This window comes from Kitasatospora sp. NPDC023176 (assembly GCF_055560495.1).
Genome location: NZ_JBVHIP010000008.1, coordinates 1 through 19,425, shown reverse-complemented (window position 1 = coordinate 19,425; position 19,425 = coordinate 1). Strand labels below are relative to the sequence as shown.

Sequence of the window (19,425 nt, the reverse complement as noted above, 5' to 3'; positions counted from 1 at the left end):
CGCGCCGGTCAGGCGGTGACGCCGCCGTCCAGCACCAGGTCCGCGCCGACGGTGTAGCCCGCCTCCGGCGAGGCCAGGTACAGCACGGCGGCGGCGATCTCCGCGACCGCGCCGGAGCGGCCGACCGGCACCTCGGACTTCATCCGCTCGCTCTTCTCGGCGTCGCTCTCGCCGGGCCGGGTCGACATCGGGGTGTCCACCGGGCCGGGGCTGACGGTGTTGATCCGCACGCCCTCGCCGATGTGGTCCCGGGCGGCGGAGCGGGTGAGCGCGGTGACGGCGGCCTTGCTGGCGTTGTAGGCGCCGACGCCCTCGACCCGCTTGTGGACGCCCAGGTTGGACGAGACGTTGACGATGGCGCCGCCGCCGTGGGCCCGCATGTGGCCGATCTGGTGCTTCATCGCCAGCAGGGTGCCAGTCACGTTGATCTCGAAGACCCGCCGGAACTCGTCCTCGTCGATCTCGGCGACCGGCCCGGCCGCGCCGAACACCCCGGCGTTGTTGACGGCGACGTCCAGTCCGCCGAAGTGCTCGACGGTCTCCCGGACCAGCCGGGCGGCGTCCGCGCTGTTCGTCACGTCGCCGGTCAGCGCGACGGCCTTGCCGCCCGCCTGCTCGATCAGTTCGACGGTCTCGGCCAGCGGGCCGGCGCCGCGCCCGGCGACCGCGACCCGGGCGCCCTCCTGGGCAAAGGCGAGCGCGATGCCCCGCCCGATGCCGCTGCCGCCGCCGGTGACCAGGACGGACTTGTCGGCGAAACGCGTGCTCATGTGGTGAACTCCTTGATCCGGGTGGTGTGTTCGGGTGCGTTGGGGATGGTCTTGGTGGTGTCGGCCGTGGTGTCGGCCGTGGTGTCGGCCGTGGTGCCGGTCCGGGGCAGCAGGGCGACCGCGAGGGCGGTCAGCGCCAGTCCGGCGGCGGCCGCGGCGAAGGCCGTCGCGTAGCCGCCGACCACGGTCGGGCGGGTGGCGGCGAGGGCCATCAGGGCGGCCAGCCCGGCGGTGGGGCCGAGTTCCATGGCGGTGTTGAAGACACCCGCGGCCAGGCCGGTCCGTTCCGGTGCCACACCGCCGGTGGCGAGCACGGCCGCCCCGGCGAAGGACGCGGCGGCTCCGGCGGGCAGCAGGAGCAGTCCGGGCAGCAGCCCGGTGGGGTAGCCGCTGCCGGGGTCGAGCCCGGCCAGCAGGGCGAGTCCGACGCCTTCCAGGGCGAGGCCGGCGGCGGTGACCGGGACCGGCCCGTAGCGGGCGATCAGCGGCCCGGCGGCCCGGCCGGCCAGCACCAGGGCGACGGCGTACGGCAGGAAGGCGGCGGAGGTGTCGGCCGCGCTCCAGCCGCGCAGTTGCTGGAGGTAGAGCGAGAGCAGGACGAAGGCCAGTGCGGTGCCGGCGGAGGTCGCCATCACGGCGGCCAGCGCGGTGGCCCGGCGCCGGTCGGCGAGGAAGCCGGGTGGCAGCAGCGGGTCGGCGGCGCGGCGTTCCGCGCGGCGTTCGGCGCCGGCGAAGGCGAGCAGCAGGAGCAGTCCGGCGGCCAGCGGCCCGAGCACCCCGGCGGTGTGCCAGCCGTGGTCGGTGGACGCCACCAGGGCGTAACTCGCCGCGCAGAGACCGGTGGTGGCGAGGGCGGCGCCGCGCAGGTCCAGCGCCGGGCGGCGGCCGGCGGGCACCGGGGCGGGCAGTGCGCCGGAGCGGGCGAGGCCGGCCAGGGCGACCAGCACGGGCACCGCGAACAGCCAGCGCCAGGAGACCACGGCGGTGACCGGGCCCGACACCACGCTGCCGACCGTCGCGCCGATCACCGAGAGGCCGCCCCAGCCGGCCATCGCCCGCCGGTAGGCGGCGGGTTCGGGGTACAGCCGGCGGACCACCGCGACCGCGCCCGGGGCGGCGAGCGCCGCGCCGGCGCCCTGGACGAAGCGGCCGGCCAGCAGGACGGCGTAGCCGGGTGCGAGGGCGCAGGCCACCGAGGCGGCGGCGAGCAGGGCCAGGCCCCACCGGAGCGTCCGGCGGCCACCGTAACGGTCGGTCAGCCGCCCGCCGAGCAGTAACAGGGCGGCGAAGGAGAGCCCGTACGCGGCGCTGAGCAGCAGCACCTCGGACGGACCGAGCCCGAGCTCCCGGGCGACCAGGGGCAGCGGCACGGTGAGGATCATGATGGTGAAGATCAGGGCGGCCTGGACGACGCCGAGCAGCGCGAAGCTCGACCGGGCCGTCGGCGCGGCGACACTCATGGAAAACTCCCCCCTACCAAATTTTCAAGACCGTTCGGTCCAGAATAAGCCCACCAAAAGACACCGGCCGGGCCGGCCGGAGCTCAGTCCAGCAGGGCCAGCGCCTGTTCGGCGGCGTCCCGCACCCGGGGTGCGCCGTCGGCGGTCTTGCCCACCACCCGGATCCCCTGCAGCAGCACCACCAGCATCCGGGCCAGCGCCCGCGGCTCCCGCCCCGCGGGCAGTTCGCCCTGGGCGTCGGCGCGCAGCAGGGCGGCGGTCAGCGAGGTCTCCAGGTGGTCGTAGCTGGCCTCCACCCGGCGGGCCGCCGCCGCGTCGTGCGGGGCGAGTTCGACGGCCGTGTTGGTGATGAAGCAGCCGCGCTTGCGGTCTTCGCCCTCCATCAGCGCATACCGGCGCACCAGGGCGCGGACGGCCGGCAGCACCGGGCCGGGCTGGGACAGCTCGGCCAGCAGGCCCGGATCGTGCTGCTCGTTGTAGCGCTCCAGCGCACGCAGGTAGAGCTCGTGCTTGCTGCCGAAGGTGGCGTAGATGCTGGCCCGGGCGATACCCAGCCCCTCGACCAGGTCGGCCATCGAGGTGGCCTCGTAGCCGCGCCGCCAGAACAGTTCGAGAGCTGCCTGGAGCGCCGCATCCGGGTCGAATTCCTTGGTTCGCGCCATGACGAGAACGCTAGCCCTTTCCAGACCGATCAGTCAAGAAAGCGCGTGAAGTGGTCCAGACCGATCCCTGACGGAGCATTGCCAAGTGGACTAGACCAAGGCTAGCCTTACCGCCCCATCCCTCCTCCCCCACAGGAGGCGTACCGGCATGCCCGCACATCTGACCCCCACCCCCCGCCAGGCCGTCGAGGCCGCCCGCCCGCTCGTACTGACGGCCTTCCGGATCGTCGTCGGCCTGCTCTTCGCCTGCCACGGCGCCGCCGCGCTCTTCGGCGTCCTCGGCGGCACCAGGGGCGGCGGCACCATCCCGCTCGGCCAGTGGCCGGGCTGGTGGGCCGCACTCATCCAACTCGTCGGCGGCGCCCTGGTGCTGCTCGGCATCGGCACCAGGACGGCCGCCCTGCTCTGCTCCGGCTCGATGGCCTACGCCTACTTCACCGTCCACCAGGAACACGCCCTGCTGCCGCTGCAGAACGGCGGCGAGCCCTCGGTGCTGTTCTGCTGGGCCTTCCTGGCCATCGCGGTGCTCGGCGCCGGCCCGTACTCCCTGGACCGGCTGCTCGCCACCCGCCACCCGGCGGCCGAGCCCAGCCCCCAGCCGACCTCCACGGGCTGAACCTCGCGGGCCGAACCTCGCGAGCTGGACCTCGCGGGCCGAGCTCAGCCCTCCGCGAGGTACCGCTCGACCGTGGCGACCTTGGCGGTGAGGCCGTCGGTGACCCCGGCCCGGTCGTCGATCTTGATGACCGTGCTCACCCGGTCGCTGTGCGCCTTCACCGCCTCGATCGCCGCCCTGATCACCGGCATCACCTCGTCCCACTCCCCCTCGATGCTGGTGAACATGGCATCCGTCCGGTTCGGCAGCCCGCTGGCCCGGACCACCCGGACGGCCGCGGCCACCGCCTCCCCCACGTCCTCGCCGATCCCCAGCGGGGTCACCGAAAAGGCTGCGATCATGACTCTGCACTCCTTGACACCCGACGACACCGGTCGCGGCCCGGACCACTCCGGGCCGCGACCAGGCTAGGGCCCGGGAACGCCCTCCCGTCGGACGACCGTCGGGAGCGGCGGTTCGACGGCGAGCGGGGCGCGGGCGCGGGCGCGGTGGTGGGCGCGGGCGCGGTGGTGGGCGGCCCAGGAGGCGAGCGCCAGGGTGCGGGCGTGGTCCAGGTGGTGCAGGGCGGACCAGTCCGGCTCCACCGCCCGGTCGCCGCGCAGCCGTTCCAGGGCGTCCAGCAGGCGGGGCGGGTCAGCGCGACCTCCCCGACCGCGAGCTGGAGGTGCGAGGCCCGCCAGGCGGACTCGACCAGGGCCAGGCCGGCGCCGATCGGCGCCCCCTCGAACAAGGTCCACGGGCCCTGCACACCGGGTGCGCTCCGTCGGCCCGGAGCCTTCGGTTCCCCGGGTGCACCTGCGCGAACGTGGTTCTGGTGCGCGAGGCCCGGCGGGTCGGGGGACCGTCCAGCGCCTTCCACATTCTGTTGAATCACCTCTTGACTCCCCGCCGGGCCCGACCCTACCGTGCTTCCACATACAGAAACCCTTCTTCCGTATGGTGGAAATCAGGAGATGAGCCCTCCGACCCACTGCGGGCCGACGCAGGAGAGAACCGATGCCTCGTATGACAGCCGCCCGCGCGGCCGTGGAGATCCTCAAGCTCGAAGGCGTCGACGTCGCCTTCGGCGTGCCGGGCGCCGCCATCAACCCCTTCTACGCCGCCCTCCAGGCCTCCGGCGGGATCAGGCACACCCTGGCCCGGCACGTCGAGGGCGCCTCCCACATGGCCGAGGGCTACACCCGGGCCAAGGCCGGCAACATCGGCGTGTGCATCGGCACCTCCGGCCCGGCCGGCACCGACATGATCACCGGCCTGTACTCGGCGATCGCCGACTCCGTCCCGATCCTGTGCATCACCGGCCAGGCCCCGGTCGCCCGCCTCCACAAGGAGGACTTCCAGGCCGTCGACATCGCCTCGATCGCCAAGCCGGTCACCAAGGCCGCCACCACCGTCCTGGAGGCCGCGCAGGTCCCCGGCGTCTTCCAGCAGGCCTTCCACCTGATGCGCTCCGGCCGCCCCGGCCCGGTGCTGATCGACCTGCCGATCGACGTCCAGCTGACCGAGATCGACTTCGACCCGGAGGCCTACCAGCCGCTGCCGGTCTACAAGCCGGCCGCCAACCGGATCCAGATCGAGAAGGCCATCGCGCTGCTCCAGGAGTCCGAGCGCCCGCTGATCGTGGCCGGCGGCGGCGTCATCAACGCCGACGCGGCCGACCTGCTGCTGGAGTTCGCCGAGCTGACCGGCGTCCCGGTCGTCCCGACCCTGATGGGCTGGGGCATCGTCCCGGACGACCACGAGCTGAACGCCGGCATGGTCGGCCTGCAGACCTCGCACCGCTACGGCAACGAGAACTTCCTCGCCTCCGACTTCGTCCTCGGCATCGGCAACCGCTGGGCCAACCGCCACACCGGCGGCCTGGACGTCTACACCGCGGGCCGCACCTTCGTCCACGTCGACGTCGAGCCCACCCAGATCGGCAGGATCTTCGCCCCCACCCTCGGCATCGCCTCCGACGCCAAGGCCGCGCTGGAGCTGTTCGTCGAGGTCGCCAAGGAGCTCAAGGCCGCCGGCACCCTCAAGGACCGCGGCGCCTGGGCCGCCTCCACCCAGGAGCGCAAGGCCCGGCTGCAGCGCCGCACCCACTTCGACGACGTGCCGCTCAAGCCGCAGCGCGTCTACGAGGAGATGAACCGCGCCTTCGGCCCGGAGACCCGCTACGTCACCACCATCGGCCTGTCCCAGATCGCCGGCGCCCAGATGCTGCACGTCTACCGGCCGCGGCACTGGATCAACTGCGGCCAGGCCGGCCCGCTGGGCTGGACCATCCCGGCCGCGCTGGGCGTCGCCACCGCCGACCCCGAGGGCCAGATCGTCGCGCTCTCCGGCGACTACGACTTCCAGTTCATGATCGAGGAGCTGGCGGTCGGCGCCCAGCACCGGATCCCGTACGTCCACGTGCTGGTGAACAACTCCTACCTGGGCCTGATCCGCCAGGCGCAGCGCAACTTCGACATCGACTTCCAGGTCAAGCTGGAGTTCGAGAACATCAACGCGCCGGAGCTGGGCGTCTACGGCGTGGACCACGTCAAGGTCGCCGAGGGCCTGGGCTGCAAGGCGATCCGGGTCACCGAGCCGGAGGGCCTGCTGCCGGCCTTCGAGGAGGCCAAGAAGCTGGCCGCCGAGTTCCGCGTCCCGGTCGTGGTCGAGGCGATCCTGGAGCGGGTCACCAACATCTCGATGAGCGGCAGCGACATCGACAAGGTCAACGAGTTCGAGGAACTGGCCACCCTCCCCGAGCACGCGCCGACCGCGATCAAGCCGCTGGCGCTCTGAGAACACCGCCCGGCGGGGGCGTACGAGCCGCTCCGTACGCCCCTGCCAGGCGGAACACCGGCGGGGCCGGCGCGGTTGACCCGTCCGGGGCCGCTACCGTGTGCCCGGGCGACACCCCGCTGCCAACCTGCCGAAAGGACCACCACCGTGAGCCTGTACGAGATCCCGCTGCGCACCCTCGCCGGCGAGCCCGCCTCGCTGGCCGACCACAAGGGCAAGGCGCTGCTGATCGTCAACGTCGCGTCCAAGTGCGGGCTGACCCCGCAGTACACCGGCCTGGAGAACCTCCAGAAGCGCTACGCCGAGCGCGGGTTCACCGTGCTGGGCTTCCCGTGCAACCAGTTCGCCGGGCAGGAGCCGGGCAGCGCCGAGGACATCCAGAGCTTCTGCTCGACCACGTACGGCGTGACGTTCCCGCTGTTCGAGAAGATCGACGTCAACGGTGACGACCGGCACCCGCTGTACCAGCAGCTGACCGAGGTCGCCGACGCCGAGGGCGAGGCCGGTGACATCAGCTGGAACTTCGAGAAGTTCCTGATCTCGCCGGACGGCACCGTGGCCGCCCGGATCCGGCCCCGGGTCGAGCCCGAGTCGGCCGAGCTGACCGCCGCGATCGAGGCCATGCTGCCGGCCTGACGCCCCCGCCGTGACGGCGGCGGGCCGCCCGCCGCCTTCACAGCAACAGCCTTGTGCCGGGCGGGAGTTCACCCGCCCGGGCGGCGTCGCGCAGATGCGCCAGCAGGGTGCCGCGCAGCGCCTCGGCGGCGCGGGTCGGCGGAACCTCGTGGCCGTGGGCGACGGCGATGGTGCGGCCCAGCCCCGGCCCGGCGAACGGGGTGACGGACAGCCCCGAGCGCGCCGCGACCATCCCGGGCACCACCGCCGGGCCCAGCCCGGCCCGGACGAAGCCCAGCACCGCGTCCATCTCGCCGCCCTCGACGGCGAACTCCGGCTCGAACCCGGCCGCCCGGCAGGCCGCCAGGGCCGCCTCCCGGACGTCGTAGCCCTCCCGGAACATCACCAGCGGCCGCCCCCGCAGCTCCGCCACCCGCACCGGGCGCCGGGCCGGCCCGGCGGCCGAGACCAACACCAGCTCCTCGTGCAGCAGTTCGGTGACGGCCAGGGCCGGCGCGGCCTCCCCGCTGGGCGGGGTGATGATCAGCGCGAGGTCCAGCTCCCCCGCCGCCAGCCAGCGCACCAGATCGCGCGAGCCGCCCTCCCGCACCCCCAGCGCGACGCCCGGGTAGCGGTCCCGGAACACCCGCAGCACGTCCGGCACCAGGCTGGTGCACAGGCTCGGCGGCGCGCCCAGCCGCACCCGGCCGCGGCGCAGCTGCACCGTCTCCTGGACGGCGAGGCGGGCACTCTCGGTGTCCGCGAGGATCCGCCGGGCCAGCGGCAGCAGGGCGTCCCCGGCGTCGGTGAGGGCGATGTTGCCCCGGGTGCGGTGGAACAGTTCGGCCCCCAACTCCCGTTCCAGTGACCGGATCTGCTGGGAGAGCGAGGGCTGGGCGACATGCTCGGCGTCGGCGGCCCGGGTGAAGTGCCGGGTCTCGGCGACGGCCAGGAAGTAGCGGAGTTGCTGGAGCTGCACGCAACCAGGTTAAGCCGCGACGATAGGCCCTGACTATCGTCACCAGCCGCAGCATGTCTTGGACGCACCCTTGTGGCCGTCCCTACCGTTGCTGGCATGACAACCGCGACTCGGACGGGCCGGCATCCGTCCACCTTGGCGACCCTGTGGCGGTCGACCGTCGGCAAGAAGGCGGTCATGGCCGTCACCGGACTGGTCATGCTGCTGTACCTGGTCGCGCACATGCTGGGGAACCTCAAGGTCTTCTTCGGCCCCGACGACATCAACGGCTACGCCGCCTGGCTGCGCACCCTCGGCCAGCCCTTCCTCGGCCACGAGTGGTTCCTGTGGATCGCCCGGGTCGTCCTGCTGGCCTCCGTCGTCCTGCACGGCGTGTCCGCGTACCAGCTCAGCCGCCGCGACCTCGCCGCCCGCCCCAGCAAGTACGTGCACCAGCGCCGCCGCGCGAGCTACGCGACCCGCACCATGCGCTGGGGCGGGGTGATCCTGGCGCTGTTCCTGGTCTGGCACATCCTCGACCTCACCACGCTCACCGTGAACCCGGTCGCCGAGCACGGCCACGTCTACCAGAACGTGGTCGGCACCTTCGGCCGCTGGTACAGCGACGTGATCTACATCGTCGCGATGCTGGCCGTCGGCCTGCACATCCGGCACGGCTTCTGGAGCGCCGCGCAGACCCTCGGCGCCAACAACGCCCGCCGCGACAAGGCACTCAAGCTGACGGCCAACGGCCTGGCGCTGGTGCTGACCGCCGGCTTCCTGTCCGTCCCCGTGGCCGTGATGTTCGGAGTCGTGAAGTGAACAGTCGTGAAGCGAGCGGTCATGAAGCGAACAGTCGTGAAGCGAGCGGTCATGAAGCGAACAGCGGTGACGTGAGCAGGGCTGAGATGAGCTACCTGGACTACGCCCTCGGCGAGCCGATCGCCGACACCAAGGCCCCCACCGGACCGATCGAACAGCGCTGGGACCAGCGGCGGTTCGACGCCAAGCTGGTCAACCCGGCCAACCGGCGCAAGCACACCGTGATCGTGGTCGGCACCGGCCTGGCCGGCGGCGCCGCCGGCGCCACCCTCGCCGAACAGGGCTACCACGTCGTCCAGTTCTGCTTCCAGGACTCCCCGCGGCGCGCCCACTCGATCGCCGCCCAGGGCGGCATCAACGCGGCCAAGAACTACCGCAACGACGGCGACTCGGTCCGCCGGCTGTTCTACGACACCGTCAAGGGCGGCGACTTCCGCGCCCGCGAGTCCAATGTGCACCGGCTCGCCCAGGTCTCGGTGGAGATCATCGACCAGTGCGTGGCCCAGGGCGTGCCGTTCGCCCGCGAGTACGGCGGCCTGCTGGACACCCGCTCCTTCGGCGGCGTGCAGGTCTCCCGCACCTTCTACGCCCGCGGCCAGACCGGCCAGCAGCTGCTGCTCGGCGCCTACCAGGCGCTCTCCCGGCAGATCGCGGCCGGCAACGTGGAGATGCACCCGCGCACCGAGATGCTCGACCTGCTGGTGGTCGACGGCCGGGCCCGCGGCATCGTCGCCCGCGACCTGGTCACCGGGAAGATCACCAGCCACACCGCGGACGCCGTCGTCCTCGCCACCGGCGGCTACGGCAACGTCTTCTACCTCTCCACCAACGCCAAGAACTCCAACGCCACCGCGATCTGGCGGGCCCACCGGCGCGGCGCCTACTTCGCCAACCCCTGCTTCACCCAGATCCACCCCACCTGCATCCCGCGCTCCGGCGACCACCAGTCCAAGCTCACCCTGATGAGCGAGTCGCTGCGCAACGACGGCCGGATCTGGGTGCCCAAGGCCGCGGGCGACACCCGCCCGCCCGGGCAGATCCCGGAGGAGGAGCGGGACTACTACCTGGAGCGGATCTACCCCTCCTTCGGCAACCTGGTGCCCCGTGACATCGCCTCCCGGGCCGCCAAGAACGTCTGCGACGAGGGCCGCGGCGTCGGCCCCGGCGGCCAGGGCGTGTACCTGGACTTCGCCGACGCCATCCGCCGGATGGGCCGGGACGCCGTCGAGGCCAAGTACGGCAACCTCTTCGACATGTACGAGCGGATCACCGCCGAGGACCCGTACCGGGTGCCGATGCGGATCTACCCGGCGATCCACTACACCATGGGCGGGCTCTGGGTCGACTACGACCTGCAGACCAGCGTCCCCGGCCTGTTCGCGGTCGGCGAGGCCAACTTCTCCGACCACGGCGCCAACCGGCTCGGCGCCAGCGCGCTGATGCAGGGCCTCGCCGACGGCTACTTCGTCCTGCCGCCCACCCTCAACGACTACCTGGCCCGCAACCCGGTGACCGCCGTGCCCGCCGACCACCCGGTGCTCACCGAGGTCGAGGCGGAGGTCGAGGACCGGCTCAACCTGATCCTCTCCGTCGACGGCGACCGCACCCCCGACTCCTTCCACCGCGAACTCGGCGAACTCCTCTGGGAGGAGTGCGGGATGGCCCGCGACGAGGCCGGGCTCAGGCGGGCCCTGGCGCGGATCCCGCAGCTGCGCGAGGAGTTCTGGCGCCGGATCAAGGTGCCCGGCACCGGCCAGGAGCTCAACCAGTCGCTGGAGAAGGCCAACCGGCTGGTCGACTACTTCGAACTGGCCGAGCTGATGTGCCTGGACGCCCTGCACCGCGCCGAGTCCTGCGGCGGCCACTTCCGCACCGAGAGCCAGACCCCCGACGGCGAGGCCGCCCGGCGCGACGAGGAGTACTCCTACGCCGCCGCCTGGGAGTTCACCGCCACCGGCCGGGCGCCCGTCCTCCACCGCGAGGACCTCGAGTTCGAGCACGTCCACCCCACCCAGCGGAGCTACGCATGAACCTCACCCTGCGCATCTGGCGCCAGGCGGGCCCGGACGCACCCGGCTCGATGACCACCTACCAGGTCGGCGGCATCAGCCCGGACATGTCCTTCCTGGAGATGCTCGACACCCTCAACGAGGAACTGATCACCCGCGGCGACCAGCCGGTCGCCTTCGACCACGACTGCCGCGAGGGCATCTGCGGCGCCTGCGGCATGGTCATCAACGGCCAGGCGCACGGCCCCGAGCGCACCACCACCTGCCAGCTGCACATGCGGCACTTCCAGGACGGCGACACCATCGACGTCGAACCGTGGCGGGCCGCGGCCTTCCCGGTGGTCAAGGACCTGGTGGTGGACCGCTCGGCCTTCGACCGGATCATCGGCTCCGGCGGCTACATCACCGCCCCCACCGGCAGCGCCCCCGAAGCCCACGCCACGGCCGTCCCCAAGGAGGCCGCCGACACCGCCTTCGAGCACGCCGAGTGCATCGGCTGCGGCGCCTGCGTGGCCGCCTGCCCGAACGGCTCGGCGATGCTGTTCACGTCCGCCAAGGTGGTGCACCTCAACGTGCTGCCGCAGGGCGCGCCGGAGCGCTCCGCCCGGGTCCGGAACATGGTCTCGGCGATGGACGCCGAGGGCTTCGGCGGCTGCACCAACACCGGCGAGTGCGCCACCGCCTGCCCCAAGGGCATCCCGCTGCCCAGCATCGCGGCGATGAACCGGGAGTTCCTGCGGGCCGCCCGCGGCTGAGCCTCCACCCCCTGATCCGTCGGCCCCTCGCGCTGGTGCTCATCGCGAGGGGCCGACGCCGTTCCCCGTTCGCCGTCGCCCCGGGGCGCGCGGGCCCGACTCGCGCTCCCCGTACGGGTGGTGGATCGCCGCGCGCGGTGCTTCCTGACGGAAAATCGCGCTACGGTGGTGCTCCGCCACGGAAGGACGGCATATGCCCGAGGTTCAGTCCTGCTCCGGCTGCGGCGGGTCCGGGGGGACCCAGAAGACCGAGGCAACGGTCGAACTGGACGAGGAAGGAAGCATGGTGCCCAGCGTTCACACCTTCTGGTCACCCTGCGGTCGGTGCCACGGATCCGGGACGGTGATCGTCGGATGAGGTTGGTCTTCGAGTGCGTCGAGTGCGGTGGGCACTACCTGCCGCCGGAGGGCATGGTCTATCCGGACGGCCCGGCCTCGCCGCTCTGGTGCTCCCCCTGTCAGACGTCCAAGCACACGGCGGGCCTGCGGGAGGACCCGCTGCTCGCCCGGGTCGCCCTGGCCGCCGCCCGGGCCGCGCTGGCCAGGCGCGCCGCCGAGGCCGTCGAGCCGGCCCCCGCCGGACGCGGCGACGTCCGCCCGTCCCGTCCACCGCTGTCCCGGCGGGCCCGCTCCGGGCCGGGCGGGGTGCGCGGCAGGCTGGACTGAGCCCGTTGCTCGACGGCTTCGTCAAGCACGTCTTCCGACAAAGCACTTGTGCGCGCCAGGAGCGTGCTGGTTAATTGTCGTCGCTCACTTGACAGCCTTGGGGGAACGCTCATGCAACCGACCGGACCGGCCGAACCTCCGGGGGCCCGGCAGACCGGCCCCTCTCCGCTCCCGTTCGTCCCGCCGCCGGCACCGCCGGCCGCGGACGCGACGGCGCCCGGGGCATCCGCCACGCCGGGACCGCCGCCGATGCCCGGGTACGACCCCTCCGCCACCCGGGTCGCCGTCACCAACCGCATCCTGTGGATCGGGACGGCGGCGTACCCGCTGGCCACCATCGCCCGGGTCAGCATCACGATCATCCTGCCCGACGTCCTCGGCGCGATCCGGCGGTTCCTCAAGTTCATCGGGATCGTCATCCCGGCCGCACTGGTCATCGCCGGGCTCGATGCCCTCGCCAACTCCTCCCGTTCCTCGGGCTTCGGCAGCAGCAGCGACAAGAGCACCTCCACGGGCACGATCGTGGTGGTGACCCTGGTCCTGGTGGTGTGCTACTTCCTGTTCGCCACCCTGCCGGTGCTGCTCCAGCAGCGGCTGCACGCGCTGACCGTCGACACGGCGGGCCCGCCGACCGCACTGCTGGCCTGGAAGGACCCGAAGTACGCGTACGAGCTCCAGGCCAGGATCACCCACGCGATCGAGAACCCGAAGACCGAGTTCCAGCAGTTCGTCAGCAACGTCGTGGTGGACCTGCGGCGCTACCAGTTCGGCGACAACGTCAACATCTACGGCGGCCAGGGCAACACGGGGGTCATCAAATGAACGGCAGCGGAGCGCAGTTCCAGTTCGGCGACAACGTCACCATGCACGGCGGGCAGGGCAACGTCGGCATCCAGCACAACCACGGGCCGGCCGGCGACCAGGCGCTGGCGCCGGAGCTCGCCGCGATGTTCGCCCGGCTCGCCGCCGTGGTGGCCGAGTTGGCCCGGGACGCACGGGTGCCCGAGGAGGACCGGCAGAGCCTGGAGGAGACCCTGCCGGTGCTCCGCGAGCCGGCCGGCCAGGAGCGGCGCAGCCGGCGCAACACGCTCCACCTGCTCGCCGGGCTGACCCGGGAGCTGGGCGAGGCGGCCGCGCCCGCGCTGGGGCTGGTGACCCAGTTGCTCGCGATGATCAACAGCTGACGGGGGTCGGTCCCTGGTCCCGCCCCGCTCCCGGGTCAGGACCCGGGACCGGTCGCGGGTCAGGCCCGGCCCTGCGGTTTCCGTACGCGACCGTGGTCGGCGGCCGCCTGCCGTCAGAACAACGCCTCCTGGGTGTCCGGCTCCGGCGGGCGGACCCGCTCCTGCAAGGTCAGCCCCTCGGACGCCCGGCCGGCCACCGGCGAGAGCGTCCAGCCGGTCAGCCGCCGGGTGTCCAGCAGCAGCGGGCCGGAGCCGTCCGGCTGGTCCAGGAACAGGTGCCGGCCCACCGGCGGGCGCAGCGTGCCCGCGATCACCGCGCCCGCGGCCAGGCCGGCGATCTCCCGGTAGGCCTCGGGGGCCCCGCCGGCCAGGCCGTAACGCTCCACGTGGTCCACCACCGGGCGGTCGGCGAGCAGCTCCACCGCGTGGCCGTCCAGCAGCCGGTGCGCCTGGGCCCGGGCCTCGGTGAGCACCGTGCGACGGTACGGCGCGTCCCCGTGCGCCCACCAGTGGTCCGTCTTCAGCCGGGACTTGTACCGCTCGCGGGCCATCCCCGAGGCGGCGACGGTGAGTTCGGCGCGGCGCACCGCGGGCAGGCCGCCACGCGCGGTGAACGCGTAGGCCAGCGCGCCCTGTTCGAGCAGCCGGCTGTCGCCGCGCTGCTCGGCGGTCAGGCCGACCTTCAGCAGGCCCTCGCCGAACCAGGCCAGGTAGAGCAGATAGGTGCGGCCGTCGTCGAGGATCTGGTCCCGGGCGAGCGCCAGACCGCGGTCCACACTCTGGCAGGCCGGGCACTGGGTGGCGCTGCCGTCCGGGTCGACCACCGCGTGGTGCGGGCAGGGCGTGCGCTCCGTCGCCCCCGCCAGCCAGGCCCCGACGCAGCGGCGCGGGCCGCCGAGCAGCCAGCCGACCTCCGTACCCGGCGCGACGGCGCGCTCGTGCACCTGCGTGCCGCGCACGGCGCCGAGCAGCGCGCGGCCGTCGTGCCAGCTCAGGCCGGTGGAGACCCAGCCGGCGGGCCGGTCCGGGTGCTGGGGTGCGGGGATCGTCACGGGCGTCCCTCCCTGGGGGTCTACCTGGGCGTCTTCCTGGGGGTCTTCCAGGGTGTCCTCGATCAGGCGAGGCTACCCGGTCGCACTGACAACCCCGTCCCACCGGCCGGATCGACGAGCGAGGTGGATAGGTTGCTCACACCCGATGAGCCCGCTGAGACAAGCCCGGCAAGGAGCCCCGGATGGCCACCGCACCCTTCCCGCTCTCCCCCACCCCGATCCACCTGCCCGACGCCGTCCTCGACGACCTGCGCGAACGCCTCGCCCGCACCCGCGCCCCGCTCGGCGAGCCCGACGACTGGTCCTACGGCGTGCCGCGCGGCTACCTCGCCGACCTGCTCGCGTACTGGCGCGACGACTACGACTGGCGCCGCGCCGAGGCCGCGATCAACACCCACGAGAACTACGTGGCGACGGTCGACGGCACCCCCGTGCACTTCCTGCGCCGGGCCGGTGTCGGCCCGCGGCCCGTCCCGCTGATCCTCACCCACGGCTGGCCGTGGACCTTCTGGCACTGGTCCAAGGTGATCGGCCCGCTCGCCGACCCGGGCGCCCACGGCGGCGACCCGGCCGACGCCTTCGAGGTGATCGTCCCGTCCCTGCCCGGCTTCGGCTTCCCCGGCCCGCTCACCGGCTTCCCGGACGTCAACTTCTGGAAGGTCGCCGACCTCTGGCACACCCTGATGACCGAGACCCTCGGGTACGAGCGGTACGCCGCCGGCGGCTGCGACATCGGCGGGATCGTCTCCAGCCAGCTCGGCCACAAGTACGCCGACCGGCTGTACGGCATCCACATCGGCTCCGGGCTGCCGCTCGACTTCTTCAACGGCCCCCGCGCCTGGGACTTCGCCCGGAACCGGCCCCTCACCGACGACCAGCCCGCCGACGTCCGCGCCCGCGTCATCGAACTGGACCACCGCTCGGCCGCCCACCTCGCCGTGCACACCCTCGACGGAGCCACCCTGGCCCACGGACTGAGCGACTCACCCGCCGGACTGCTCGCCTGGCTGCTGGAACGCTGGAACGCCTGGAGCGACAACGGCGGCGACCTCGAATCCGTCTTCACCAAGGACGACCTGCTCACCCACGCCACCATCTACTGGGCCAACAACTCCATCGGCACCTCGATCCGCTACTACGCCAACGCCAACCGCCACCCCTGGGCCCCCGCCCACGACCGCACCCCGGTCGTGCAGGCCCCGGTCGGCCTCACCTTCGTCACCTACGAGAACCCGCCCGGCGTCCACACCGCCGACGAGCGCGTCCGGGCGTTCGAGACCGGCCCGCAGGCCGCGTGGTTCAACCACGTCAACGTCAACGCCCATGACCACGGTGGCCACTTCATCCCCTGGGAGAACCCCGACGCCTGGATCGACGACCTGCGCCGCACCTTCCGCGGCCGCCGGCCGTGAGCCGCTGTTAGCCTCCGATCCATGATCGACGCACCGACCCCGGTCCCACCGACCCCGATCTCGCCGCTCCGGATCTCACCGACCCCGGACGACCTCGCGCTCGCCCTGCGCCTCGCCCTCGACACCCTGGCGGGCGCCCCGGCGGACGCGGACTGGTCACGGCCCGCCGGCACCCTCGACTGGAGCTGCTGGGAGACCGTCGAGCACCTCGCCGACGACCTCCTCGCCTACGCCGCCCAGCTCGGCCCGGCGCGGCCGCCGCGCGAGCGGTACGTGCCCTTCGTGGCGACCCGCCGCGGCCCCGGCGCCCCGAACAACTTCGTCCGCGCCGAGCCCGCCGACGGAGTACCGGGGCTGCTCGAAGTGCTGGACGCCAGTGGCGGGTTGATGGTCGCCATCGCCCGGGTCAGCCCGCCGGAGGCCCGCGCCCACCACCCCTGGGGTCTGGCCGACCCGAGCGGCTTCGTGGCCATGAGCCTGGCCGAGACCCTCGTCCACCTCCACGACGTCACCCAGGGCCTCGGCCTCCCCTGGGCTCCACCCGCCGACCTCTGCGCGCACACCCTGACCCGCCTCTTCCCCGACGTCCCCCGCACCGCCGCCCCCTGGCCCACCCTCCTCTGGGCCACCGGCCGCACCACCCTCCCCGGCGTCCCCCTCCGCACCGACTGGCGCTGGCACGCCGACGTCCGGGCTTAGCGCGCCGCCGCCGGTCGGCCGTCAGGCCGTCAGACCGACCGACGGGCCGGCGGGCCAAGAGCCAAGGGCCCGCCCTCGAACTCTCGCCGTCCGCCCGGAGGCCGGGCGAGCCGACGGGCCGTCACCGCCGCCCGGCCGCAGGCCCTGCCGCCGGGCGGCGGCGGCGCAGGTCGCGGGCGCTTGGCCGGGCGGGGCGTCCACGTTCTATTGTGGCGGGCGCGGTCGGCGGTGTCGCCGGGAGGTGGCGCGGGGTGGCCGGGTCGGTGCGAGTGCGAAGGGGTGGCTGGTGGCGGGGCGGCGGAACACTGGGGTGCTGACGGTCTGGGCGGAGGCGCAGCGGCAGCAGCAGCGCCGGGAGGAGGCCCGTTGGCGCGCCGAGGCGGCGGAGTTGCGCCGGCACGAGCGGGCCCAGCGGGACGCGCAGCGGGCGGCGGCCCGGGACGAGCGGGAGGCGCAGCGCGCGTACCAGCAGTCGCGGGAGGCGGAGGCGGCCGCGCGGACGGCCGAACTGGTCGCCCGGGTGGAGGAGTTGCGCGGGCTGCTGGCGGCCGGGCTGGCCGCGCCGGCGTTCGGGCCGCAGGCGCTGCTGGCGCCGCGCCCGGTGCCGCCCTTCGATCCGGGGCCGCTGGGTGCGCCGGTGGCGATGCCGGACCAGACGTCCGCCGCCTACTTCGTGCCGCCGCCGGATGCGGCGCAGGCCCGCAACGGCGGGGTGCGCCGGCAGTACGAGCAGTACCTGGCGCAGGCCCGGGCCCGGTTCGAACAGGACTGGTACGCCGCGCAGGCGCGGGAGGCTGACCGGCAGCGCCGGCTGGCCGCGTACCACCAGGAGTACCTGGTCTGGGCGGAGGGCTTCCGCCGTCAGGAGGCGGAACGCGGGGCCGGTACCGAGGAGTTGCTGCGGCGGCTGCGGGCGGGTGAGCCGGAGGCGGTGCAGGAGTACTTCACGGCGGGTCTGTACGCGTCGGCGGCCTGGCCGGAGGGTTTCCCGCACCGGCTGGTGGCGGCCTGGGAGGCGTCGAGCCGTCAGCTGGTGGTGAACTGGGAACTGCCGGGCCCGGATGTGGTGCCGGCGGCCGGCCGGGTGCGGTACGTGAAGGCGGACGACCGCGAGGCCGAGGTGGCCCGTCCCGCGACCGAGCGCAAGGCGCTGTACCGGGAGGTGCTGGCGCAGGCCGCGCTGCGGGTGGCGGTGGAGCTGTTCCGGGCGGACCGGGACGGGATGCTGGACTCGGTGGTGCTGAACGGCTTCGTGCTGGGCATCGACCCGGCGACCGGCCGGGAGGCGGAGCGCTTCCTGTCGACGCTGACGGTGACCCGGGCCGAGTTCTCCGGGCTGGCCCTGGACCGGGTGGCGCCGGTGGAGTGCTTCCAGGGCCTGGGCGGCAAGTTGTCGGCGCGGCCGGAACGGCTGGACGAGGTGAAGCCGCACCGGCTGCCGGAGTCGGTCGGCGGGAGCCTGGCCGGGCACTTCGGCGAGGACGAGCCGGACCTCTTCGAGATGGACCCGCTGGAGTTCGAGGACCTGATCGCCGAGCTGTTCCGGCTGCGCGGCTTCCGGGTGATGACCACGGCCCGCAGCGGCGACGTCGGGGTGGACGTGGTCGCCGAGGACCTGGACCCGGTCACCGGCGGCAAGATCGTGATCCAGGCCAAGCGGTACCGGAAGACCGTCTCGCCGACGGCCGTACGCGACCTGGAGTCCACCGTCCGCCACCACGGCGCCATCAAGGGCATCCTGGTCACCACGGCGGGCTTCGGCAAGGGCTCGTACAGCTACATCGAGGGCAAGCCGCTGACCCTGGTGAGCGGGCCGGAGCTGGTGGAACTGCTGGCCGAGCAGGGGCTGCGCGGCCGGCTCGGCGGCGGGAGCAGCGGAAGCAGCAGCAGTGGGAGCAGCGGCACCGGCAGCGCTGCGAACAGCACGGCCGGCGCCGCCCCGGGCGCCGGGCCCGTCGCCCCGCAGAGCAGCGTGACGGTCAGCTGGCAGAGCCGCACGGCCGGCGGGGACCCGGTGGAGCTGGACGTCAGCGCGTTCCTGTGCGCCCGGGGCCGGGTGGTGAGCGACGAGCACTTCGTGTTCTTCAACAACCCGCAGGACCCGGACGGCGCCGTCCGGCTGCACCCGACCCACTCGGTGCCGGGCGAGCCGGCCCGTGCGGCGCGGCTGAGCCTGGACCTGCACCGGCTGCCGGCCGCCGTGGACGAGGTGGTGCTGGCGGTGTCCACCGAGGAGGAGGAGCCTCCGGCGCTGCCGCTGGGCTACGTGTACGGGCTGGCCGTCGCCGCCGAGTACGGGCCGGGCGCGAACGGGCCGGCGAAGTGGCCGGGTGCCAACGGCGGTATCCCGGACTCGGCGATGCTGCTGGGGAGCTTCCGACGGACGGACGCCGGCTGGCAGTTCGCGCCCTCGGCACGGGCGGTGACGAACGGTCTGGCCGGGCTGGCGACGGCCTTCGGCGTCGCGGTGGAGTGACCGCGTGACGTGACCCGTGACCTGTCCGCGTGAAGCGAGAGCGTGAAGCGAGGGCGTGAAGCGAGGGCGTGACCTGTCCGCGTGAAGCGAGGGCGTGATGTGACCCGTGGAGTCACGCCACCGGGGACCTCGGTCCTCCGGGCAACTGGTCATACCTGAGGAGGAGATCGCCCCCGCCGCCCCGCCGGGTCGGCGGGGGCCGACCGTCCGCTCGGCATACGCATCGGGCCCGAACGGCTTGGGAGGATGGATCGGTAGGACAATCCGATTCATTCCCAGGAGTCTTCGTGACCTTCCCCGCAACCGCCGTCCGTACCGGCCTGGCGGCCGCCCGCGCCACCGGCCTCAACAAGGTCTACGGGGAGGGGGAAACCCGGGTCGTCGCCCTGGACAACATCAGTGTCACCTTCCCCCAGGGCGAGTTCACCGCCATCATGGGCCCCTCCGGCTCCGGCAAGTCCACCCTCATGCACTGCATGGCCGGCCTCGAC

At 73.3% G+C, this 19,425-nt stretch carries 20 protein-coding genes; 13 read left to right on the top strand and 7 right to left on the bottom strand.

The genetic code is table 11. From position 1 onward, the window contains the following. Positions 1 to 8: 8 nt before the first annotated feature. The 3 genes from ACZ3YL_RS14175 to ACZ3YL_RS14165 all read right to left on the bottom strand — a co-directional run bounded on the left by ACZ3YL_RS14175 (position 9) and on the right by ACZ3YL_RS14165 (position 2,892). Entirely contained in the window at positions 9 to 770 is a 762-nt protein-coding gene (locus tag ACZ3YL_RS14175; protein ID WP_188304556.1) for an SDR family NAD(P)-dependent oxidoreductase, read from the bottom strand. Further along, positions 767 to 2,230: an MFS transporter gene (locus ACZ3YL_RS14170; RefSeq protein WP_465657361.1), complete on the bottom strand. Its 1,464-nt coding sequence runs from the start codon at positions 2,228 to 2,230 to the stop codon at positions 767 to 769. Before ACZ3YL_RS14170 ends, ACZ3YL_RS14175 begins: the two co-directional genes overlap by 4 nt. Before the next feature lie 83 nt (positions 2,231 to 2,313). After that, the gene (locus ACZ3YL_RS14165; RefSeq protein WP_188307367.1) at positions 2,314 to 2,892 is read right to left on the bottom strand and encodes a TetR/AcrR family transcriptional regulator; all 579 of its coding nucleotides are present in this window, start codon (positions 2,890 to 2,892) and stop codon (positions 2,314 to 2,316) included. 148 nt (positions 2,893 to 3,040) lie between these two features. Between ACZ3YL_RS14165 and ACZ3YL_RS14160 the strand changes: the two genes are divergently transcribed. Further along, a complete protein-coding gene (locus ACZ3YL_RS14160; RefSeq protein ID WP_188307366.1) occupies positions 3,041 to 3,508 on the top strand; it encodes a DoxX family protein in 468 nt (155 codons plus the stop codon). Between the two features lie 44 nt (positions 3,509 to 3,552). Here ACZ3YL_RS14160 and ACZ3YL_RS14155 read toward each other — a convergent pair whose 3' ends face one another. Both ACZ3YL_RS14155 and ACZ3YL_RS14150 read right to left on the bottom strand, forming a co-directional pair. Beyond that, entirely contained in the window at positions 3,553 to 3,849 is a 297-nt protein-coding gene (locus tag ACZ3YL_RS14155; protein ID WP_188307365.1) for an MTH1187 family thiamine-binding protein, read from the bottom strand. Between the two features lie 66 nt (positions 3,850 to 3,915). Continuing rightward, positions 3,916 to 4,092 carry a hypothetical protein gene (locus ACZ3YL_RS14150; protein WP_465657357.1) on the bottom strand — a complete coding sequence of 59 codons (177 nt, stop codon included), beginning with the start codon at positions 4,090 to 4,092 and terminating at the stop codon, positions 3,916 to 3,918. A gap of 412 nt (positions 4,093 to 4,504) precedes the next feature. Here ACZ3YL_RS14150 and gcl point away from each other — a divergent pair, with 412 nt between their 5' ends. After that, on the top strand, positions 4,505 to 6,286 hold the full coding sequence (gene gcl / locus ACZ3YL_RS14145) for a glyoxylate carboligase (protein WP_465657355.1): 1,782 nt from the start codon (positions 4,505 to 4,507) through the stop codon (positions 6,284 to 6,286). A 147-nt stretch (positions 6,287 to 6,433) separates the two neighbouring features. After that, positions 6,434 to 6,922 (top strand): glutathione peroxidase, encoded by a 489-nt coding sequence (locus ACZ3YL_RS14140; protein ID WP_465657353.1) that lies wholly within the window; start codon positions 6,434 to 6,436, stop codon positions 6,920 to 6,922. A gap of 37 nt (positions 6,923 to 6,959) precedes the next feature. On the opposite strand, the gene ACZ3YL_RS14135 is transcribed toward ACZ3YL_RS14140, so the two are convergent. Beyond that, positions 6,960 to 7,880 carry a LysR family transcriptional regulator gene (locus ACZ3YL_RS14135; protein WP_465657350.1) on the bottom strand — a complete coding sequence of 307 codons (921 nt, stop codon included), beginning with the start codon at positions 7,878 to 7,880 and terminating at the stop codon, positions 6,960 to 6,962. Positions 7,881 to 7,976: 96 nt separating this feature from the next. Between ACZ3YL_RS14135 and ACZ3YL_RS14130 the strand changes: the two genes are divergently transcribed. The 6 genes from ACZ3YL_RS14130 (at position 7,977) to ACZ3YL_RS14105 (ending at position 13,295) form a co-directional block, all read left to right on the top strand. Then, the gene (locus tag ACZ3YL_RS14130) at positions 7,977 to 8,681 is read left to right on the top strand and encodes a succinate dehydrogenase cytochrome b subunit (RefSeq protein ID WP_188307462.1); all 705 of its coding nucleotides are present in this window, start codon (positions 7,977 to 7,979) and stop codon (positions 8,679 to 8,681) included. 86 nt (positions 8,682 to 8,767) lie between these two features. After that, positions 8,768 to 10,711 carry a fumarate reductase/succinate dehydrogenase flavoprotein subunit gene (locus ACZ3YL_RS14125; protein ID WP_465657591.1) on the top strand — a complete coding sequence of 648 codons (1,944 nt, stop codon included), beginning with the start codon at positions 8,768 to 8,770 and terminating at the stop codon, positions 10,709 to 10,711. After that, on the top strand, positions 10,708 to 11,445 hold the full coding sequence (locus tag ACZ3YL_RS14120) for a succinate dehydrogenase/fumarate reductase iron-sulfur subunit (RefSeq protein ID WP_188307463.1): 738 nt from the start codon (positions 10,708 to 10,710) through the stop codon (positions 11,443 to 11,445). Before ACZ3YL_RS14125 ends, ACZ3YL_RS14120 begins: the two co-directional genes overlap by 4 nt. Positions 11,446 to 11,799: 354 nt before the next feature. Then, positions 11,800 to 12,111, top strand: coding sequence for a hypothetical protein (locus tag ACZ3YL_RS14115; RefSeq protein WP_465657346.1), 312 nt, complete (start codon positions 11,800 to 11,802; stop codon positions 12,109 to 12,111). Between the two features lie 249 nt (positions 12,112 to 12,360). Next, positions 12,361 to 12,933, top strand: a complete 573-nt coding sequence (locus ACZ3YL_RS14110) for a DUF6232 family protein (RefSeq protein ID WP_188307541.1) — start codon at positions 12,361 to 12,363, stop codon at positions 12,931 to 12,933. Continuing rightward, positions 12,930 to 13,295 (top strand): hypothetical protein, encoded by a 366-nt coding sequence (locus tag ACZ3YL_RS14105; RefSeq protein WP_465657344.1) that lies wholly within the window; start codon positions 12,930 to 12,932, stop codon positions 13,293 to 13,295. The genes ACZ3YL_RS14110 and ACZ3YL_RS14105 overlap by 4 nt, the downstream gene beginning before the upstream one ends. Positions 13,296 to 13,408: 113 nt before the next feature. Here the strand turns inward: ACZ3YL_RS14105 and ACZ3YL_RS14100 are convergent, their stop codons facing one another. Beyond that, positions 13,409 to 14,347, bottom strand: a complete 939-nt coding sequence (locus ACZ3YL_RS14100; protein ID WP_465657341.1) for a DUF2797 domain-containing protein — start codon at positions 14,345 to 14,347, stop codon at positions 13,409 to 13,411. Positions 14,348 to 14,529: 182 nt separating this feature from the next. Here ACZ3YL_RS14100 and ACZ3YL_RS14095 point away from each other — a divergent pair, with 182 nt between their 5' ends. From ACZ3YL_RS14095 to ACZ3YL_RS14080, 4 genes are all read left to right on the top strand, one after another. After that, positions 14,530 to 15,759: an epoxide hydrolase family protein gene (locus ACZ3YL_RS14095; protein ID WP_188307538.1), complete on the top strand. Its 1,230-nt coding sequence runs from the start codon at positions 14,530 to 14,532 to the stop codon at positions 15,757 to 15,759. Between the two features lie 21 nt (positions 15,760 to 15,780). After that, a complete protein-coding gene (locus ACZ3YL_RS14090; RefSeq protein ID WP_465657340.1) occupies positions 15,781 to 16,458 on the top strand; it encodes a maleylpyruvate isomerase N-terminal domain-containing protein in 678 nt (225 codons plus the stop codon). Positions 16,459 to 16,768: 310 nt separating this feature from the next. Further along, positions 16,769 to 18,934: a restriction endonuclease gene (locus ACZ3YL_RS14085; RefSeq protein WP_465657338.1), complete on the top strand. Its 2,166-nt coding sequence runs from the start codon at positions 16,769 to 16,771 to the stop codon at positions 18,932 to 18,934. Positions 18,935 to 19,221: 287 nt separating this feature from the next. After that, a partial coding sequence (locus ACZ3YL_RS14080; RefSeq protein WP_465657337.1) for an ATP-binding cassette domain-containing protein occupies positions 19,222 to 19,425 on the top strand: 204 nt, incomplete at its 3' end.